The 18,121-nt window shown below is 49.6% G+C and carries 14 protein-coding genes and 1 pseudogene; 5 read left to right on the forward strand and 10 right to left on the reverse strand.

The window, feature by feature from the left end; translation table 11 throughout:
- Positions 1–610: 610 nt before the first annotated feature.
- The 4 genes from KI231_RS20920 to KI231_RS20935 all read right to left on the reverse strand — a co-directional run bounded on the left by KI231_RS20920 (position 611) and on the right by KI231_RS20935 (position 5,309).
- The gene (locus tag KI231_RS20920; protein WP_146041258.1) at positions 611–1,540 is read right to left on the reverse strand and encodes an NAD-dependent epimerase/dehydratase family protein; all 930 of its coding nucleotides are present in this window, start codon (positions 1,538–1,540) and stop codon (positions 611–613) included.
- Between the two features lie 16 nt (positions 1,541–1,556).
- Positions 1,557–2,777, reverse strand: a complete 1,221-nt coding sequence (locus KI231_RS20925; protein ID WP_103305689.1) for a glycosyltransferase family 4 protein — start codon at positions 2,775–2,777, stop codon at positions 1,557–1,559.
- A gap of 8 nt (positions 2,778–2,785) precedes the next feature.
- Positions 2,786–3,751: a glycosyltransferase family A protein gene (locus KI231_RS20930; RefSeq protein WP_103305688.1), complete on the reverse strand. Its 966-nt coding sequence runs from the start codon at positions 3,749–3,751 to the stop codon at positions 2,786–2,788.
- Positions 3,752–4,268: 517 nt separating this feature from the next.
- Positions 4,269–5,309, reverse strand: a complete 1,041-nt coding sequence (locus KI231_RS20935; protein WP_283246338.1) for a glycosyltransferase family 2 protein — start codon at positions 5,307–5,309, stop codon at positions 4,269–4,271.
- A gap of 466 nt (positions 5,310–5,775) precedes the next feature.
- On the opposite strand from KI231_RS20935, the gene KI231_RS20940 reads away from it, so the two are divergent.
- The 5 genes from KI231_RS20940 to KI231_RS20960 all read left to right on the forward strand — a co-directional run bounded on the left by KI231_RS20940 (position 5,776) and on the right by KI231_RS20960 (position 11,866).
- Positions 5,776–6,138: a hypothetical protein gene (locus tag KI231_RS20940; protein WP_213026224.1), complete on the forward strand. Its 363-nt coding sequence runs from the start codon at positions 5,776–5,778 to the stop codon at positions 6,136–6,138.
- A gap of 244 nt (positions 6,139–6,382) precedes the next feature.
- A complete protein-coding gene (locus tag KI231_RS20945; protein ID WP_103305686.1) occupies positions 6,383–6,697 on the forward strand; it encodes an NAD-dependent epimerase/dehydratase family protein in 315 nt (104 codons plus the stop codon).
- A complete protein-coding gene (locus KI231_RS20950) occupies positions 6,694–7,524 on the forward strand; it encodes an ABC transporter permease (RefSeq protein WP_103305685.1) in 831 nt (276 codons plus the stop codon). The genes KI231_RS20945 and KI231_RS20950 overlap by 4 nt, the downstream gene beginning before the upstream one ends.
- The gene (locus KI231_RS20955; RefSeq protein ID WP_213026225.1) at positions 7,514–8,587 is read left to right on the forward strand and encodes an ABC transporter ATP-binding protein; all 1,074 of its coding nucleotides are present in this window, start codon (positions 7,514–7,516) and stop codon (positions 8,585–8,587) included. Before KI231_RS20950 ends, KI231_RS20955 begins: the two co-directional genes overlap by 11 nt.
- Before the next feature lie 294 nt (positions 8,588–8,881).
- Positions 8,882–11,866, forward strand: coding sequence for a glycosyltransferase (locus KI231_RS20960; RefSeq protein ID WP_213026226.1), 2,985 nt, complete (start codon positions 8,882–8,884; stop codon positions 11,864–11,866).
- A gap of 242 nt (positions 11,867–12,108) precedes the next feature.
- Here the strand turns inward: KI231_RS20960 and KI231_RS20965 are convergent.
- The 6 genes and pseudogenes from KI231_RS20965 to rfbB all read right to left on the reverse strand — a co-directional run bounded on the left by KI231_RS20965 (position 12,109) and on the right by rfbB (position 17,914).
- Positions 12,109–13,124: pseudogene (locus KI231_RS20965) on the reverse strand (MraY family glycosyltransferase).
- Positions 13,121–14,083 carry a UDP-glucose 4-epimerase family protein gene (locus KI231_RS20970; RefSeq protein ID WP_103305681.1) on the reverse strand — a complete coding sequence of 321 codons (963 nt, stop codon included), beginning with the start codon at positions 14,081–14,083 and terminating at the stop codon, positions 13,121–13,123. The pseudogene KI231_RS20965 and the gene KI231_RS20970 overlap by 4 nt, the downstream one beginning before the upstream one ends.
- A complete protein-coding gene (locus KI231_RS20975) occupies positions 14,080–15,003 on the reverse strand; it encodes a glycosyltransferase (RefSeq protein ID WP_213026227.1) in 924 nt (307 codons plus the stop codon). Before KI231_RS20975 ends, KI231_RS20970 begins: the two co-directional genes overlap by 4 nt.
- Positions 15,004–15,060: 57 nt before the next feature.
- Positions 15,061–15,951 carry a glucose-1-phosphate thymidylyltransferase RfbA gene (rfbA, locus tag KI231_RS20980; protein WP_103305679.1) on the reverse strand — a complete coding sequence of 297 codons (891 nt, stop codon included), beginning with the start codon at positions 15,949–15,951 and terminating at the stop codon, positions 15,061–15,063.
- Positions 15,948–16,841, reverse strand: a complete 894-nt coding sequence (rfbD, locus tag KI231_RS20985) for a dTDP-4-dehydrorhamnose reductase (RefSeq protein WP_213026228.1) — start codon at positions 16,839–16,841, stop codon at positions 15,948–15,950. Before rfbD ends, rfbA begins: the two co-directional genes overlap by 4 nt.
- Positions 16,838–17,914 (reverse strand): dTDP-glucose 4,6-dehydratase, encoded by a 1,077-nt coding sequence (gene rfbB, locus KI231_RS20990; protein WP_177431439.1) that lies wholly within the window; start codon positions 17,912–17,914, stop codon positions 16,838–16,840. Before rfbB ends, rfbD begins: the two co-directional genes overlap by 4 nt.
- Positions 17,915–18,121: the final 207 nt, after the last annotated feature.

An 18,121-nucleotide genomic window follows, 5' to 3' on the forward strand; every position in this document is an offset into this window, starting at 1 on the left:
CGTCTTTTTTCGTCAGCATCACCGTCGTCCCTTCAGAACCCGATCCTCGCCACACCCAAAATAAAAATTCATTGGCAAATGCCCCCGGCCATCCGGTCGAATCTGAGCAAGTGAGCAGCCTTAAATCCTACAAAGAAAGGTAGATTGACGCAGAAAAGGTGTGGGAAATGCAAACGTATGAACCTTCCTTATGGTGAACCGAAGTGGAGGCTCACGGTAGAGGTGAAAGCCAAGCGTACACAACAAATCGATTGGTACGGTATCGCACCATTCGGGCTATCAAAATACCTTTGTTGCTGTTTACTCGAAATATCTGATGTGTGTTCAGGAAATAATCGATTCGGCATTAACCCGGTCAACACCACTTCATCGAGAAGAAACAAGAACGTTATCATCGGAAGCGACGCGCTCTATTCGCGACTCACCGCATTATATTCTTAGAGTTTTACGCCCAGCCTCAGATATCGAAGAAAATTAGCCGATGACGCAAAAGCCTTGCATGAAACTTAATAAATTCGGTAAAGCTCACTGTAACTAAAGAAACAAAAAATCAATCGGGATGATAAGATCACCCCGGATAGACCAAAGCCAAAAAACATTTAACCCAAAACTACAGCCCCGAGGACTTTATCCAGTTATAGGTTTCAAGTATTCCATCCTGCCAAGCAACCTGAGGACTCCACCCCAAATGGGTTTTGGCGCGATTAATGTCCAAAATGCTTACAGGAATATCCATATTCCGGCCAGGCAAATAATTAACGGCGATCGACTTTCCGACCGTATGTTCTAGTGTCGAGATAATCTCATTGATACTGATACCCGCGCCAGAACCAATATTGAAGACCTTATAAGGACTACTATTACTAAGTGCCAGTTCAATAGCATTGACAACGTCATCAATGAATACGTAATCCCTTACAACTCCACCATCCCCCCAAACATCTATCGGCTCATCGTGTATGGCGTGTTGAAAAAACGCCGAAATGACACCCTGATTCTTTTTGTTGGTCTGATACGGTCCATATGGATTGGCAACACGCAGAACACAATAGTCAAGTTTGTACAGGTGATAATATAGAGAAAGGTACTTCTCAATGGTGAGCTTGCTGACGCCATAGGCGGTTATTGGGTTGTTTTCGGAGGCTTCGGGAGTCGGAATGACTGATGGAACGCCATACACCGTTCCACCCGAAGATAAAAATACTATCTTCTTCACCCCGGAATTTACGCATGCATCTAACAGATTCAGCGTCGATACAACATTCGCCTGAAGATCAGCAACACGATTAATATTTGCACTTGCTGGCGTAGAAGCGTTAACCAGATGAATCACTGTATCGCAATCACCAATTGCGTTCGCAATCTGGTTGGCGTCGGCAAAATCACCCTCAATCCACTTGCATTTCTTGAATGCATCCTTATACATGGGATTTCGACCGAAGGCTTTGACATTGGGGTATTTCTCCCCAAGCTTTTCGCAAAGACGGGAACCAATAAATCCGCTGGCGCCTAAGACTATACAACGAGGATTGTTATGCATTACCGGGCCCTGCAAATTAGTTATCAATTTCAATTAACGCATTCTTGAGCTTTTCAGCTTCTAATTCCCAACTGGAAAAATTCGCAGTCTCCAGTCCCTCAGAGCGAATTGCAGCATGCGTCTCTGGGCGCTGTAACAGCTCACAAACTGCGTCAGCGAGACGTTCAGGTACTGCTTCAGTCAGGATGGAATTACGATCATTCAACAGCCACTCAGTGCAAGGAGCACGATTGCTGACAACAGGCACCCCACACGCCATCAACTCTAGCGGAAGGAGCGACAGATTCGTAAACGAGAGCACAAGAGCCACATCGCACTGGTTGTAGAGATCGGGTAGATCACTAACTTTCATGGTCCCGGCATTCACGTGAGCGAACGGTATTTTAAAGGACGAAACGTCCCAACCGGCAAATATAACCTCCACATCGGGAATTCGCTTGACTACTTCATTCAACGTAATCAACCCAAGCTCAAAGGCGCGCCGCGGAGTAGGAGGACGGGCATAGAAGAAGACCTTCTTCCCAGTTGTTCTTTTCGCCTCTTTGACTTTATACAAAGCACGATCATATGAAAAACCAATAGGATATGCATCAGCCCCATATTCCGCTCGAAGCTTGTTTGCCAGCCAATCTCCGGCAGTTATACAGTTGAATCCGAAAGAATATGTAGCTTCGGCCAGCGCAGACTCCGATCCGACAGCATAAAAATAGGGCTCAAAATCCTGAACAAAATAACATTTATGCTTGGCATTTTGAAAGTTGCGAACATAGTAAGCGGTCTGCCAGGATGTTGCCATCATGTAGTAAGAAGCCGGAACAGAAGCCAGACCATCATACACTTGAGCTTTTAATGGGAAAAACCAGTCAGAGATCTGTCTCTTTGCTTGTTTAATGTCGTATTCCGGGTGAGACCCGACGATTACAACCCGACACTCGTAGCCGAGCTTCTCTAGCAGGAACACAAAACGGAAAATATTGAGGTGCCCGCCTGATCCTTTGCCATAAGCAGGTACAACCCATGTAACCGTGTTTGCTTCAGCACTCCCTTCCACATAGGTCACACCTGAAGGTTGGTAGAGTGCAAAATCATAAAAACCAAGAACATCATTCTTTGTAAAAATCGCCGACTTGTTTGACTCGATGCTTTCAATCGTTTTCTTTACCAGGGGCAGCAGTCCGTGCGTACGATAATAGCTTATCGCTTGCTTGGCTTTGTTCTTCGCGACTGTAAAATTCATGGAAATCCCTACTGAGCAAATAACTTTTTATCGCGAGATATACGGCTGACAATTGCGGCGGGTATTCTGTCACCTCGTGCTCCCAAGTAATGTCCCAAAACCCGCATCACATTATCCACCAACGCGTGAAGGACGATTCCGGGGGAGCCTTTCAGTAATCCTGTTTTTTTGGCGAAGCTGATGTCTCTCCGACTCAGTGCGGCAACAGAACGGATCATGGACTTGAGATCTGGAGAAAGAACGTATCCGAAAAAACGCCGAAACGCATAGCTCTCATCGAAGCTGCGCTGGAAGCGCTCGAACAACGTGTAGTCATGAGAATGATAAACAGCGCCAGCTTCGGAGTACGCTTTGCGATACCCAGCCTCGATAATAAGCTTGGCCCATGCCTGATCCTCAGCAAAGTCAACATCCGGATAGGGTATGGACTCCCATACCGAGCGCCTGATCAACGCATTATTGTCCGAAAAAAAATGTAAAAACTGCCTGTATCCAACATCATTGGCATAACGACTTTCATCTTCCATATGAACGATCGGAAAGGAGTCAAAACCGCCGAAATGAAGTTCCAGTTCTCTTTTTGTGAAAATTGACGCGTTTGGGTAAGCTATATGACGACCAAATACTCCAGCAATTCTTTCGTCGCTTTCTGCGCAAGAGACCAAGTTAGCCAACCAGTCATGATTAACAGGCTTGGCGTCATGAGTAATAACCGCGACAAACTCACCCCTGGATTTCGAGATAGCAAGATTGCGTGTGCGGCCATGGCCAAACTCAATGGAAGGAATCTCGATTAGCGACGCCTGAGGAAAACTTCGTACAAACTCAACCGTGCCATCTTTAGAACCGGAATCGATAACTATTATTTCAAATGGCCAATCGGTTTTTTGCGCAACAACCGCGCTGAGAACGTCCTGAAAAATCATCCCAGGGTTCTTTGTAGGTATTATGACGGAGGCTTTTATGGTGTTCATATTAGGCTCTAATAGCAACGGACATGCTATTCAGTTAATTTTCATCCGTGCATTACGTATTTGTATCAGTTTTCGACCATTTTCCGGGAAATGCACACCTGAATACGGCCATCCAACAATTTGTACTCCGCCCTGGGCAAAAACGAAGTTGTTTCCATATGATTGAGCCAAAAAATCTATGGATTTTTCAGCGCTCCATATTTGACGAACACAATGAGAAGATTCCAGCAGGCTCATTGTGGCAACGGTATGCGCAGAAAAGGATTCGCCGAGACGTACCCTGGTACAGGCGAACAATCAATTTGCTCAGATCCTCGCGCCAATGCTGAGCGATCCAGTGGGTGCCGCCGCGGTTGACTGGCATAACCTGACATCAATGGCCGCCCTCATGAGCAGAAAACTATTGAAAACGCTTGTACATTATCATACGCAGGCCAGAGAGGCATTCGGTGAGGGCATGCAGCAGCTCGGCGAGACAGCCATTCCCGTGTTTGACGCAGCGCACACTCTTGAGCCTTCATATTTTCCCGAGGCAGGCCGCGACGATCAAGCTGATGTTGGCCGCGTGCGTCTGACGATAGATACCAGCCCTGTAGAACTCACATAGCCGCCCTTTGAAGCCCAGGGTACGCCCGGCTTCAAAGTGTTCAAGCGTTGCTCGGGCTTCTTGAGTCAGCAATGGATAAAAGGCCCTGAGAATTTCGAGATTCGCGTCATTCCACTCGACAAATCGCCCCGAGAGCATATTGCGGACCCTAAAGAGGCGATCTTTGTAGCTCGCATTCGCCCCGATAATGTTACCCCCATGCTGCCGATAGTCCAGAGTTGCTCCAGAGTCGTAGAACGTGCAGCCACCGCACGCAGTGACCAATAAATACGCAAGCCAATCATGCGCTACCACCGTGGAATCCTCAGGAACGCTCAAAAGGACTTCCCGAGCAGCCTGATTGATCAGCATGGTATTCGCACCCGCAAGGCTCTGGACGAGTGCGTTCTGAAAAGATGGCGGACGAGCGAAAAGAGGGGAGAATCCGATCGGACTACCCTCGGCATCAGTCAGCCTGGTTCTTGAACAATATAATGCCGGCTTCTGCTCTGGCATGGACGCCAAACGGACCACGCTGCGCTCAAGCTTGTCATCGAACCAGACATCATCCTGATCGCTAAACGCGTAATAACGCGCTTGCACCTCAGGTCTTTTGAGGAGCGACATGAAGTTCTTTGCGAAGCCTTGGCAAGGCCCGTCAAAAACGAATAGCTTGCCGCTCCCCCAGCGACGCTGATACTCATCAAGTATATCGCGCGTCGAATCAGCAGACGAATCGTCCGAAACGTAAAGCGTCCAGTCACGATAGGACTGCCGACCGAAAGAGTCTAACTGCTCCCGCAGGAATGAAGAGCCGTTGTAGGTGCACATCAGTATTGCGACATCGGCGCGCTCTTCATCAGCACCTGCGCCCTGCAACTCAGGCAAGTCGCTTACCAACCCAACGCCGCGACCCTTATTTTTTTCTGTAAGCTGGATTTTCAAAGATTTATTCGCTAGCAAATTGCCCATTGTAACCCTAGCGATGACGGAGGTCGAAGCGGATATTTGCTTCCCATTGATTTAGCCAAACCGAGGCATCGGTAAAGTCTGCTTTGCGAACTGATCATCACTTTTTTGGAGTCAAGCATGCCGTCGTAGCGCAATGGGTGCCTCGCCCGCCATTGGCATTTGAGGTTCAGCCTGGGGGAATACCCCTTCCGTCCCAGCTGAAAGCCCAAAACCAGGCTTCTTGAAGCTGCCGCGTGCCATCCAGGGGGGTGCCCACGCCAATCAATGTGGACAGGCAACCGCGCCGAACTGATGGCAATAGAAAATTCACCCACTCTAGATTACAATCTGCGGCGCTATGGCCAGCAGCTACTTTACAGGAGTCAAAGGCGAGCGCCGGATCGGATTCAATGAATACGAAAATGAAAACACAACCCTACCCTTAGATAACACTTTAGGGGAGTAAGCCAAGTTTCAGGAATAGAGAATGACGTCGGTCACAGGCGGTGGAGGGTTGATAAATGCAAAACTTATGCAGGACTTTCAGCCTGTATCTGATCGAATGGTCAAATTCATCAAGGAAGTTAACTATTCGGATAAACGCAAGAACGAACTCCCACAACATCGGGATGAAGCACGTTTTTTCATGCGAATTTTGATCAATTACTCCCTGTTTGTTTCTGCTATTCCTGACCGCGCGCAGGCTGATTTCCTTAGCCATGTGCAGGGCAACAGCGCCTTGCGAAAATCTCAGGATGGAAAACCTGGACCTCTCGCCACGCTTTCCGACTCCTTGGCAAATACAGATTGTCGTAAGCGCCTTGATCAGCACTTAGCGAGCCACATCTAATGCAGGCCCAGTCTACCTGTGACCGCGGCCCGCACCTCAAGAGGCTAAAGCGCCTCTCACCCCCTGAAACACATTTGGCTATCAACATTCGCGGCTGCAGCCAGACTGCCTCGGACCAGAGATGACCAGCCAGATGTGATTTTGCCCTTGAGGAAGACAATGTGACACCTCCTCGCATACTTAAACATGACGTTACCGCACGCAAACTAGCGAGCACAGCGTGGACACACAAAGAGGTATATCTATGATTTTAGTTACAGGTGGAGCAGGCTACATTGGCTCGCACACTGTCATAGCTCTTGCTCAGGCGAGCTGTAAAACGCTGATTCCAGACAATTTTTCCGACAGCCATCACTCTGCTCACGACATACTGGAACCCCGTCCGAACTTCATCGGAGGTGACATCCGGAATAGTGTTTTGCTGGAGAGTGTTTTCAAGCAGCACCTTGGCTCCTCCCATGCAGAAAGTGTTTGGGGCTGGAAGACGAGCCGTGGCCTAGAGCAGATGTGCGCAGACAGTTGGCGCTGGCAAGAACGAAACCCAGAGGGATACCAATGAACCCACACGCCAATCAACCTACCTCCATCTTCGCGTTGACCCGAAGCCTTTGTACCAATCGTCGGTTGATCATGCAGATGATCAAGCGGGAGGTGGTAGGACGCTACAAAGGGTCTATGATGGGCCTGCTTTGGTCATTTTTGAACCCTGTTTTCATGTTGCTTATATATACCTTCGTTTTTTCGGTAGTATTTAAAGCACGCTGGAATGTTGACACTGGGGAAACCAAAACTCAGTTTGCTGTCGTCTTGTTTGTCGGAATGATTGTACAAAGCCTGTTTGCCGAAGTACTGAATCGAGCACCAGGGTTAATTATCGGCAATACTAATTATGTAAAAAAAGTAGTGTTTCCTCTGGAGATACTTCCGGTGATCAGCTTGGGGGCCGCACTGTTCCACTGCGCAGTTAGTTTCATTGTGCTGTTGGGAGCCTTTGTTATTTTGAACGGCTTTTTACATTGGACAGCTATTTTTGCACCACTCATTATCGTGCCATTGATAATCATGACACTAGGGTTTGCATGGATGCTGGCGTCGCTCGGAGTTTTCCTACGCGACATTGGGCAAACCATCGGCGTACTAATGACGGTTATGACCTTTCTTGCCCCGGTTTTTTATCCTGTCAGCGCCTTGCCTGAAAACCTCCGACCTATAATGAACGCCAACCCATTAACGATGATCATCGAACAGCAAAGGGCGGTGTTGATTTTTGGGCAAATGCCGGACTGGTATGGGTTAGGAATATATACGCTAGTGGCGATCGCCATTGCTTGCCTGGGCTACGCCTGGTTCCAAAAAACGAGAAAAGGATTTGCTGATGTCCTCTGATGTCGTAATTTCTGTAGAAAACGTTTCCAAGATGTACCAGGTGTACAGCAAGCCGAGCGATCGGATGATGCAAATGATCTATCGCGGTCATCGCCAACTGTATAAGGAGTTCTGGGCTCTTAACGACGTTAGTTTCGAAGTTCGACGCGGCGAAACAATTGGCGTGATTGGACGTAATGGGTCAGGAAAATCAACGTTACTCCAAATCCTGGCGGGCACCTTGACACCCACATCAGGCAAGGTAGCTATCAACGGACGCGTAACTGCTCTTCTAGAGTTGGGCTCAGGTTTCAACCCTGAATTTACAGGCCGTGAAAATATCTTTCTGAACGCTACAATCCTGGGCGTTTCGCAAGAAGTCGTAGAGAACAAATTCGATGAAATCGCTGCATTTGCCGACATCGGAGATTTTCTCGAGCAGCCAGTGAAGACATACAGTAGCGGGATGTACGCACGTCTTGCTTTCGCTGTCGCAATATCCTTCGAGCCTGAAATTTTAATCGTCGATGAAATCCTGTCGGTCGGTGACGTATTTTTTCAAGCCCGCTGCATGCGCAAGCTAGATGAGTTCCGAGAAAACGGGGGTACTGTGTTCTTCGTTACTCACGACACCCATGCGGTCGAGCGAGTATGTACACGAGCCATCGTTCTCAGTCACGGGAAGAAAGTGTTCGAGGGCGGTACGGCCGATGGCGTGACGGTGTACTACAAAATGAGCCGGGAAGAGGCAAAAGCCCCGACCAAGCAGGTCGATTCGAGCACCGTAACAACCGCTCAATCAGAGGAAAAGCACTCCCAGCTGGCCGAACTTGAGTCTATTGACATTCGGCGAGACCATGTCGTGGGTGATCACAGCGCGCTCATTGAAGAAGTGTATATAACCGATGATGAAGGCGTTCAGCGCTCGAATTTTGGTATAGGGGAATGGATGACCGTTCGCCTGGTCGTGAAGTTTAATGCAGCCTTTGACTCGGTGGATTTCGGTGTCGGCATTCGCGACCAGTCGGGCACATTGATTGGGGGGCACACTCAATGTATGAAAACTCATCGATTGGCCCAATAAAAGCTGGAGAACGACGCTGCCTTTTAACCAAGATCAAGCTTGACGTGGCACCACGCGAATACTTGCTAATCGCAGGAATAGCGCGACACGACTCCCTGCAAGTTTATCAAGAGTGCTATGGACTCTACGATTTTTGCGCTATCAGCGTGACTGGCAACAAGAAGTTCTGGGGAGAGGTCGCGCTGCCAAGCAGCACGGCAGACGAAGGCGAGCCGACCTCCTCGCCCGAATCAACTGTGTAAATATCGTTTAAAAACATCGTACCTTACATTCGTAGAGATATTTTTCAGGCCTATGTCAAAATTTAACTTCGAAAACGAACTAATCGCCACGCAAGAGCATGAATTACCAGCGATTGGTCTGCATTTTACAACGCCTGAGCGTAATTTTTCCTCCGAAGGTGAGGCACGCTCCGTTAACGTCATTTACGAAGACGCCCAGAATAACGACGTAGTCTGGCAACCGGATGTTCTCTGGGAGGCGAGAAATATAGCTGATCGCCAGGGAATCACCCATGTGATCGATATCGGGTGCGGTGGCGGCCATAAGCTCGTTCACTATTTCCAGGGTGGCGGATATGACGTCATGGGGATCGACTATCATGGTTCCCTATCCCTAAGCCGCGCCGCCTATCCTGAATGGCAATGGGTAGAATGTGACCTGACATCCTGGGATGATCTTTCCCGAATCTCACTGGAACTGACGAATACAGCTCCAGTCGTCATGATTTTGTCAGATGTAATCGAACATTTGACCGACCCAAGACCTCTGGTCGCATGGATGCGCGCGCAATTAATCGCGCGCCCTGGCAGCCGTCTAGTTGTATCAACTCCTGATCGTACACTTCTCGATTATGAAGATGTAAATAGCCGACCTGAGAACAAATCACACGTCCGGGAATGGTCCTTTACGGAACTTGAACGTTATTTCGTCTCAAGTGGCTTGGAGATCATCCGATCAGGGCATACTCGTGCGAATCAATACGATCCGGTTATCTCTACGATTTTCATTGAATGCGCTTGCTCCGAAGAGTTCTACAAAGAATTCCTTATCGACGTTGGCTTACTGCATGGCGATGAGTGGCCACAGCATCTTCTAGTGACTACGGAATACGCCGGAATTCACAACACTGGAGGAATTGGTACATTCGTTCGAGAGCAACGAGAGTCTTACGGCTACGACAAATCACTTTGCTTGTTCGGCGGCGTAGCTAACGGACTCACCCAGGAAATTCTGCGCGCTGAAAAACTTGTGTCCACTTCAATGTTATTGGTTGAATCCGACATACAGTCCTTACCTTTAGAAGATCAATTTCTAAAAGCAGTGCAGCAATTTCTATTTTATTTTCCTGATATTTCGACAATTCAATATGGCGATTATCAAGGTATCGGCTGCCGAATCGCTCAGGCGAAACAAACAGGGTTGCTGCCGCAAACGATCAGAATTATCGCCCACTGCCATGGCATAACCCATTATCTTGAGAATGCGCATGAATCGTGGCTCGGACTATCCCATTCGGGTACGGCCGAAAAAGAAAAAATTTCTGTGGAAGGTGCTGACTTAGCAGTCTTCCCTACTACCTTCCTGCGCGAGCTTTATGCTGAAGCCGGCATTAACGTCCCAGCGGAAAACAATGTCCTGCTGCGCTACCCTCTTCATAGCCCAGTCTCTGAGCTTGACGCATCGACCAAGATTGATACGTTGATTTTTTACGGGAAACGTTCCCGTATGAAAGGCTATGACTTGCTCCTGGACTCCCTTGCTGGCGTGGATGTAGAGCAATGGAAAAAAGCCGGGATTACCACCATTTGCCTGATCGGGCCTAAAGTTCATGGCAACCCACAAACAGATTCCATGCTTGAGGTATTGCGAGAGCATTATCAGGTTGAGGAATTTTGTAATTTAAGTCGGCAGCAGGCGATTGATGCTTTACACGAGCGAGCGCACCGCGCGATTTGCCTGATGCCCTATCTTGGTGACAATCATCCCTACGCACTACTTGATGTTGCCTTCTCCACAACTGTCCCGTTGATGGCCAACGCCGGCGGGGTTCCTGAAATGATCCCCGAGGAATTCCGAAGCATTTGTTTAGCCGACCCCAATGCTTTGAGCTTCCGCGCGCGAATTCATGGCCTCCTCTCATTGTCGTCAGCTGCATTTCATGATTTGCGAGAGTCCTTCGTTTCGACGATGGCTCAAACTCAAAATGATATCAATGAGTTGGTCAAGGCGTTCCCTGGAGATCAGCAGCCCAAGCTACTTGCAGGGAACACAGGCGAAGCCACGATAATTGTTCCTGTATTTAATACACCGCTTGATTACATCGAAGACCTCATTTTCGGAATCAACAATCAAAGCCTGAAACCAGCAGAAGTTGTTTTCGTCGATGACGCGTCAGAGGAAGATTACGTTGATGGATTGCAAAGTCTGGTAAAAGAACATCTGCTATTACCATACCGGATAATACGGCACCCCCAAAACAAGGGCTTGGCTGGGGCGCGAAATACGGGCCTCGCGGCCGCACAAACTGATTTCATCATCAATATCGACTCAGATGATGTACCGTTGAATGATTTTGTAAGAGATATCGTTTTCTCTCTCAGATCAAATCCGCAGCACGCCGCGGCCGTTCCTTATCTTTGTGCTTTTGATGACGGTACTGATTTCAACATCGTGCGATCTGGCATGTATGTGTACCGCCCTCTTGGCGACGGTGTAATTGCGTCGCAACTGGATAACCAGCTTGGGCATGCGAACGCAGGGTTTAGAACATCCACGCTGAGAGAGTTTGGTGGATGGGACGAATCCAGCAAGGCCATGTGGGAAGATTGGGCGCTTTACTTGAAGTTGACGGCAGCGGGTCGAAAAATTGCGATCATTCCAAAGATTGGTTGCCTTTATCGTGTCCGTCCACAGTCAATGCTGCGTACATATAAGACCTGGCCTGCCATGCGTCGACTGGCGAACAACATGCTCGGGCTGCCTAGATATGAAAATTTCCGCCTGCAGGCAATGCTCCGTAGCTATCGCGACGTCACAGCGCAGGAAGCGGAATCTCGACATCGCTTAGCTGCACTTCAGGTAGAGCTCAGTATCCTTCAGCAAGAGATTAACTCTAGTCGCCAGGAGCTAAACAGAGGCGGAGTCAGAGCGGTGCGCAGCCTGGCCAACCGGCTCGCACAATACCCTGCGTTGTTTGATGCAGTAAGAAAATGTGGGCGTACCGGGTGGAAAATCTTACGCAAACTGGCTCATCTGGGCCGCCGACTCAGAGGATGAGCCGGCGCCTAACAGGAAAACAACTCAACTGAATTGACCCCAATGTAATCTAAACAGCCCGCCGTTTTTTGAACGCCTACGAAGTTGCTTTCAAAAAACAGCGGGCTGTTAACTATAAGATCTCAGCCACCTTGATCGCGGACTGGCTAGCTCGCAAAACATCGACAGATAGGCTTATTAAAAGGAAGCCCTGGAAACTCTCTTTTCCTCGAAAATTTTAATATCCCTTCAAATATCTCCGACTACTTGGATGCCGCCACTCCAGCATTAAACTTCCATGCCAGCACCATTAGCGGGGAATAGGCCAAGAGCGCACCGAAAGCACCATTTAACCAATTGTTTCCGACCATCAATGCCAGTGGAAACAAGTAACACACATTTATTATCACGACCCCCGCCGTTACCAGTCCATGACTACCCCACCGATCAGTTGCATGCTGATATCCGTGACTACGATGGGCTTCGTATACTTTGTCGCCGCGCAAGAGACGCTGAATTAAAGTCCAGGTTGCATCGACAATAAAAACGCCGAGCATAATCATCCAACTCCACAGCATTTCCGGTGAATTTCCCGAAGACTGGATTGCCACCCCCCAAGCACCAACCCCAGAAAACCACTTCCTGCATCTCCCATAAAAATCCGTGCGGGTGGAAAATTCCACCATAGAAAACCTGCTACTGCCCCTGCCAGAATCAAAGGCATCCAAGCCAAGTCACTGCTCCCGCTGATCCAACAAACCAACCCCATTCCAAGGCAAACACTGATAGCCTCGGCGCTGGCCAAACCATCAATCCCGTCCATGAAGTTATACAGATTCAACATCCAAACCAAATACACCACACCCAGGATGTCACCAAACCACCCCAGATTAATAACGACGCCAAATAAATCGATTGTGGGGAAACCGTTAAACCAGAACAGAGCCCATACCGCCGCAATGAAATGACCCAACAAACGCCACCTGGCGGCAATATGGCCATGATCATCAGCGAACCCTATCAACGCGACGAGTAGACCCGAGCCAAAGACCCCATACAGCGTAGAGGCGCTTATCAGATTAAGACCCGCAAGCACGGGAAGCGCTAGAAGGAAGGAAACTACAATGGCCACCCCGCCCCCGCGCGGCGTAGGGACCGAATGAGAGCTACGCTCGTTAGGTATATCCATCAAACTCTTCGTCAGCGCATAACGGCGCAAGACAAACGTCGATGCCCATGAAATGGCGAAAACTGCGAATAGAAGCCACCAAACAGTCATTTCGATTGTTCATCCAGATAATAGCCAGCGGTCTGACGCATGGCTTTGTCCATATTGACGGAAGGACTCCATCCCAATAAATCACGATTTTTACTAATATCGACTTGGAGGGAACCGCAGACTCTCTGCGCGATAGCCTTCCTCCCCAGCGCTGATGCCATTAGCGTTAATAACGTCTCAGGGAATGGCACAAGCCGCGCGGAGTTACCCAACGCCTTAGAAAGCCGACGGAGCAGTTCAGTTGTAGACAAGTCTTCACCGTCGCTCACCAGAAAGATCTGATTGGCGGCTGCGGGATGATCAATGCACGTAACAATAAGACTCACCAGATTTCCGATCGAAACCAGACTTCGTTGATTGCTGATAGCACCTAGAGGCAAAGGGATACGTCTGGCCAGCCAACTCAGCATGCTGCGAAAGTTTGCTTTCACCCCTGGACCATAGACCAGTGGAGGGCGAATGATCACCACTTCCATGCCGGTGTCTCGACTTAATTGCTTTAATCCCTCCTCAGCCTCGTATTTGGATACGCCGTATGGATCCTGCGGATCGGGTCGATCATCGGCTTTGAACGGCATACCCAAGCATGTACTTTCGCCATTGACCTTAATTGAACTAACGAAGATGAAGCGTTTAACCCCTGATGCAGCAGCATGCTCCGCCAACCTGAGGGTGCCGATCACATTTACTTTACGGAACTCGGCCAAAGCGTCCATTGAGGCCTCATTCATGACATGCACTCGAGCAGCGGCATGAATGACAACTTGTACATCATCAAGGACGGGCAAGGCATCGACGCGGGTCAAGTCGAAGATTTGGGTCGGGCACAGTCCATTCAGGCGCGTGATACCGCGCGCAGATGCAATTGGGGAGAACTTCTTGTCCACTAACAGCTTGAAAACTACCGCTTCGCCAACAAAACCAGCCCCCCCTGTAACTAATACCTTCGGGGCCATCATCTAGTCATCTTCCCTATCAACGCAGTAACCCAGCAAATGCAAAAGAAAAAAATCTTATCGCGCATCCGGCGTCGACAATGGCAGGCGCTGAAGGACAGCCTCAAAAGGTGCCTGCGCCGCAATTTCAGCCAGGTTCGTACAAAGGGGTGTGAGTCATGCCCGATCAAGTGCGCAATCAGTTGCACCTGATTAAACCACCAACCATCGTGAATGGTTTTGTAGCGGGCAACCAGTGGGCTTAAACCCTTGTTGGCGCCCACTTGGTTACGCTCGTGTTGGCGGTAGTTCATGGATGGTTCAGGATCGATGTACCAACGATAACCATGGCTGCGGGCAAATGCATAGCAATACCAGTCATGCAAACTGACATCTTGTAAAAGCCGCCAATTATCGAGCATCGATTTTTTTAGAGAATCCGCGAGGCTCTTACTCATTACGTACGTACAGCCGGGCCCCGCAGCCTCGAAAAGAAAATCCCAGGCAACCTGAGGTTGTGCCTTGTCCAGAAAATGAGTTTTGCCATTTGGCCAGAAAGCCGTGACGTTACTGGAGTAGGCATCCACCTCACGGGTTTGGAGGACATGCGTCGCACGCTGAAGCTTGTTCGTGTGCCAGATGTCATCCTGATCAGCGAAGGCAACAAAATCGTAACCGTCAAAGTCGACATCGCGTATGAGTCGAAAGAAATTTCGAGATGCTCCACCGAAGCTGCCGGCAGCCGGCAAGACTAAAACTTCAGGATGCTCAGCGGCGTAAGCAGCACACCACCCTTCGGTACCATCAGTGGAGGGATCAATACTGATATAAATAGTTACGTCGATAGCTAACTGGCCGAGGATCGAGGCCAATTGCTCCTCGATCCACTGCATACCATTGTAGGCAGCCAGCAAAACCGCGACCTTGGGATGTTTTACTGGCATGCCATTCCTGCTTGCACCGGTTAAAACGCTTCGACTCGAAAAGGCTCGGCGCTCGAATCAGCGAGATGGTGAATCCAGCAGCTTCTGCAGGTACTGACCGTACCCGGTCTTCTTTAGTGCATCAGCTTGAGCGCCCAACTGCTCGGCGGTAATCCAACCATTGTGATAGGCAATCTCTTCAAGACAAGCCACTTTCAGGCCTTGGCGTTGCTCAATGGTGTGCACAAAGTGGCTCGCTTCGAGTAGAGAATCATGGGTCCCGGTGTCGAGCCAGGCGAAACCACGCCCTAGCATTTCAACATTGAGTGTCTTGCGCTCGAGGTACGCACGGTTAACATCGGTGATTTCAAGTTCGCCACGATCGGACGGTTTGATATTTTTAGCGATCTCGACAACATCGTTGTCGTAGAAATACAGCCCGGTCACTGCATAGTTGGATTTTGGCTTCAGCGGTTTTTCTTCAATACTTAGCGCCCGGCCGGTTTTGTCGAACTCTACAACACCAAAACGCTCGGGATCGGAGACGTGATAACCAAATACGGTCGCACCATGCTGCTGAGAGCTGGCAGAGCGCAAATTATCCGAGAAGTGCTGACCGTAGAAAATATTATCACCGAGGATCAGGCAGCAAGGGGACTCGCCGATGAACTCTTCACCAATAATAAAAGCCTGTGCCAAGCCATCCGGACTTGGTTGCTCGGCGTACGTCAGCTTGATGCCATACAGGCTGCCATCACCCAACAGTTTACGGAAACATGGCAAATCTTCAGGCGTGGAAATAATCAGGACTTCACGCATGCCCGCCAGCATCAGCACCGACAGCGGATAAAATATCATCGGCTTGTCGTAAATCGGCAACATCTGCTTGGACACCCCAAGAGTCAGAGGATGCAGACGAGTGCCGGAGCCACCGGCGAGGATGATGCCTTTACGATTTGTCGTGGTCATTTGTTCAAAACTTCCCTAAGCATTCGGGTTACACCACTTTGCCAATCCGGCAAGTGCAGAGAAAAATTGTCGCGCAACTTCTGAGTATTCAGCCGTGAATTGAGTGGGCGACGTGCAGGCGTTGGATAAGCAGTCGTGGCTATCTCGTTTACAGACGTCACGGCGAGCGCTTCGCCGTTGTCTTTGGCGAAATCGATGACTTGGGTGGCATACCCATGCCATGAAACCTCTCCACGGGCGGCCAAGTGATAAACACCCGCCAATTCGGGACGCTGCATCACTTTGAGAATTGCAAAAGCAGTCACGTCGGCAATCAGATCAGCACCGGTTGGCGCGCCTACCTGATCGGCAATAACATCGAGAGACTCACGATCTTTCGCCAGTCGCAACATGGTTTTTGCGAAGTTGTTGCCGCGAGCAGCATATACCCAACAGGTACGAAAAATTAGATGCTTACACCCCGAATCGACAATCGCCTGCTCGCCTAGAAGCTTGCTGGCACCGTACTGATTCAGGGGAGCGACCGGATCATCTTCCCGCCAAGGTGCAGAACCATCCCCACTGAAGACATAATCAGTCGAGTAATGAATCAGCCATGCATCGCAGGACAGCGCTTCCTCTGCCATCACACAAAGTGCCTGACCATTTACTCGCTCAGCGAGTTGCGGCTCAGACTCTGCCTTATCCACGGCAGTATATGCGGCGGCGTTGACGATAACATTCGGGGCTACCTGACGTATGGTGGCGCGTAACGCGTCCAGGTCAGACACGTCGCCGCACAAACCATCGACCGTATCGCGATCAAGGGAAATCAACTCACCAAGCGGCGCCAAGGAGCGCTGCAGCTCCCAACCAACCTGGCCATTTTTTCCCAACAAGAGAATTTTCATACCTTGTTCGAGCGACCTGCGTAATTCTGGTCAATCCATTGCAGGTAGCTACCACTCTTTACGTGCTCTACCCATTCGGTGTTACTCAAGTACCATTCGACGGTCTTGCGAATACCGGTTTCAAAAGTTTCCTGGGGAGTCCACCCCAGCTCGCGCTGGATCTTGCTCGCATCGATTGCGTAGCGTTGATCGTGACCAGGGCGATCCTGAACATAAGTGATCAAACTTGCGTGCGGACGGTGAGCGGAGTCAGGGCGCAGCTCGTCCAGCAATGCACATAGGGTATGCACCACTTCGATATTCTGCTTCTCATTATGACCACCAATGTTGTAGGTCTCACCGATGTCCCCCTCCGTCACGACCTTGTATAACGCACGAGCGTGATCCTCTACGTACAGCCAGTCACGAACCTGATTGCCCTTGCCATAGACCGGCAGCGGCTTGCCTTCAAGTGCATTGAGAATGATCAGAGGAATCAATTTCTCAGGAAAATGACAGGGGCCGTAATTGTTCGAGCAATTGGTGACCAGAGTAGGCAGGCCATAAGTACGGGCCCAAGCGCGAACCAGATGGTCGGAACTTGCCTTGCTTGCCGAGTAAGGCGAGCTTGGCTGATAAGGCGTAGTTTCGGTGAAGAGGTCTTCCGGACCTTCAAGATCACCGTAAACCTCATCAGTAGAAATGTGGTGAAAGCGGAAGTTGGCTTTACGCCCATCCTCCAATGCAGCCCAATAGTGGCGCGCGGCTTCCAGCAGGGTGTAAGTACCGATGATATTGGTTTGAATGAACTCGGATGGTCCGGAAATCGAGCGATCGACATGAGACTCTGCGGCCAGATGCATGATCGCATCTGGTTGATGTTCATGCAGAACACGGTCGATTTGATCGCGATTGCAGATATCAACGTGCTCAAATGCATAACGCGCGTCCTGGCTAACCTCTGCCAGGGATTCCAGATTACCGGCGTAAGTCAGTTTATCGACGTTAACGACTGAGTCGGTTGTATTGGAGATGATATGACGGATGACTGCCGAGCCGATGAACCCGGCGCCGCCGGTAACTAAAATTTTCACGCGAAACCATACCCTTGAGCTGCGGACAGTGCCATCAACGAGCACCATCTAATCCATGAATTCAGAAGCCATCAATTATGGCCTCCGTCAAAGTCAGTCTGAATCGACGTGCGTTAAAGGCGTTGTCGAACAAGGGCTGCATTTTACAGCTTAACGGACGTTTTACGAATGGATATAGGCAGGTAGAGACGCAATTCGACAGATGCC

The sequence above is a fragment of the Pseudomonas sp. Seg1 genome (assembly GCF_018326005.1).
In the GTDB taxonomy this organism is placed as follows: domain Bacteria; phylum Pseudomonadota; class Gammaproteobacteria; order Pseudomonadales; family Pseudomonadaceae; genus Aquipseudomonas.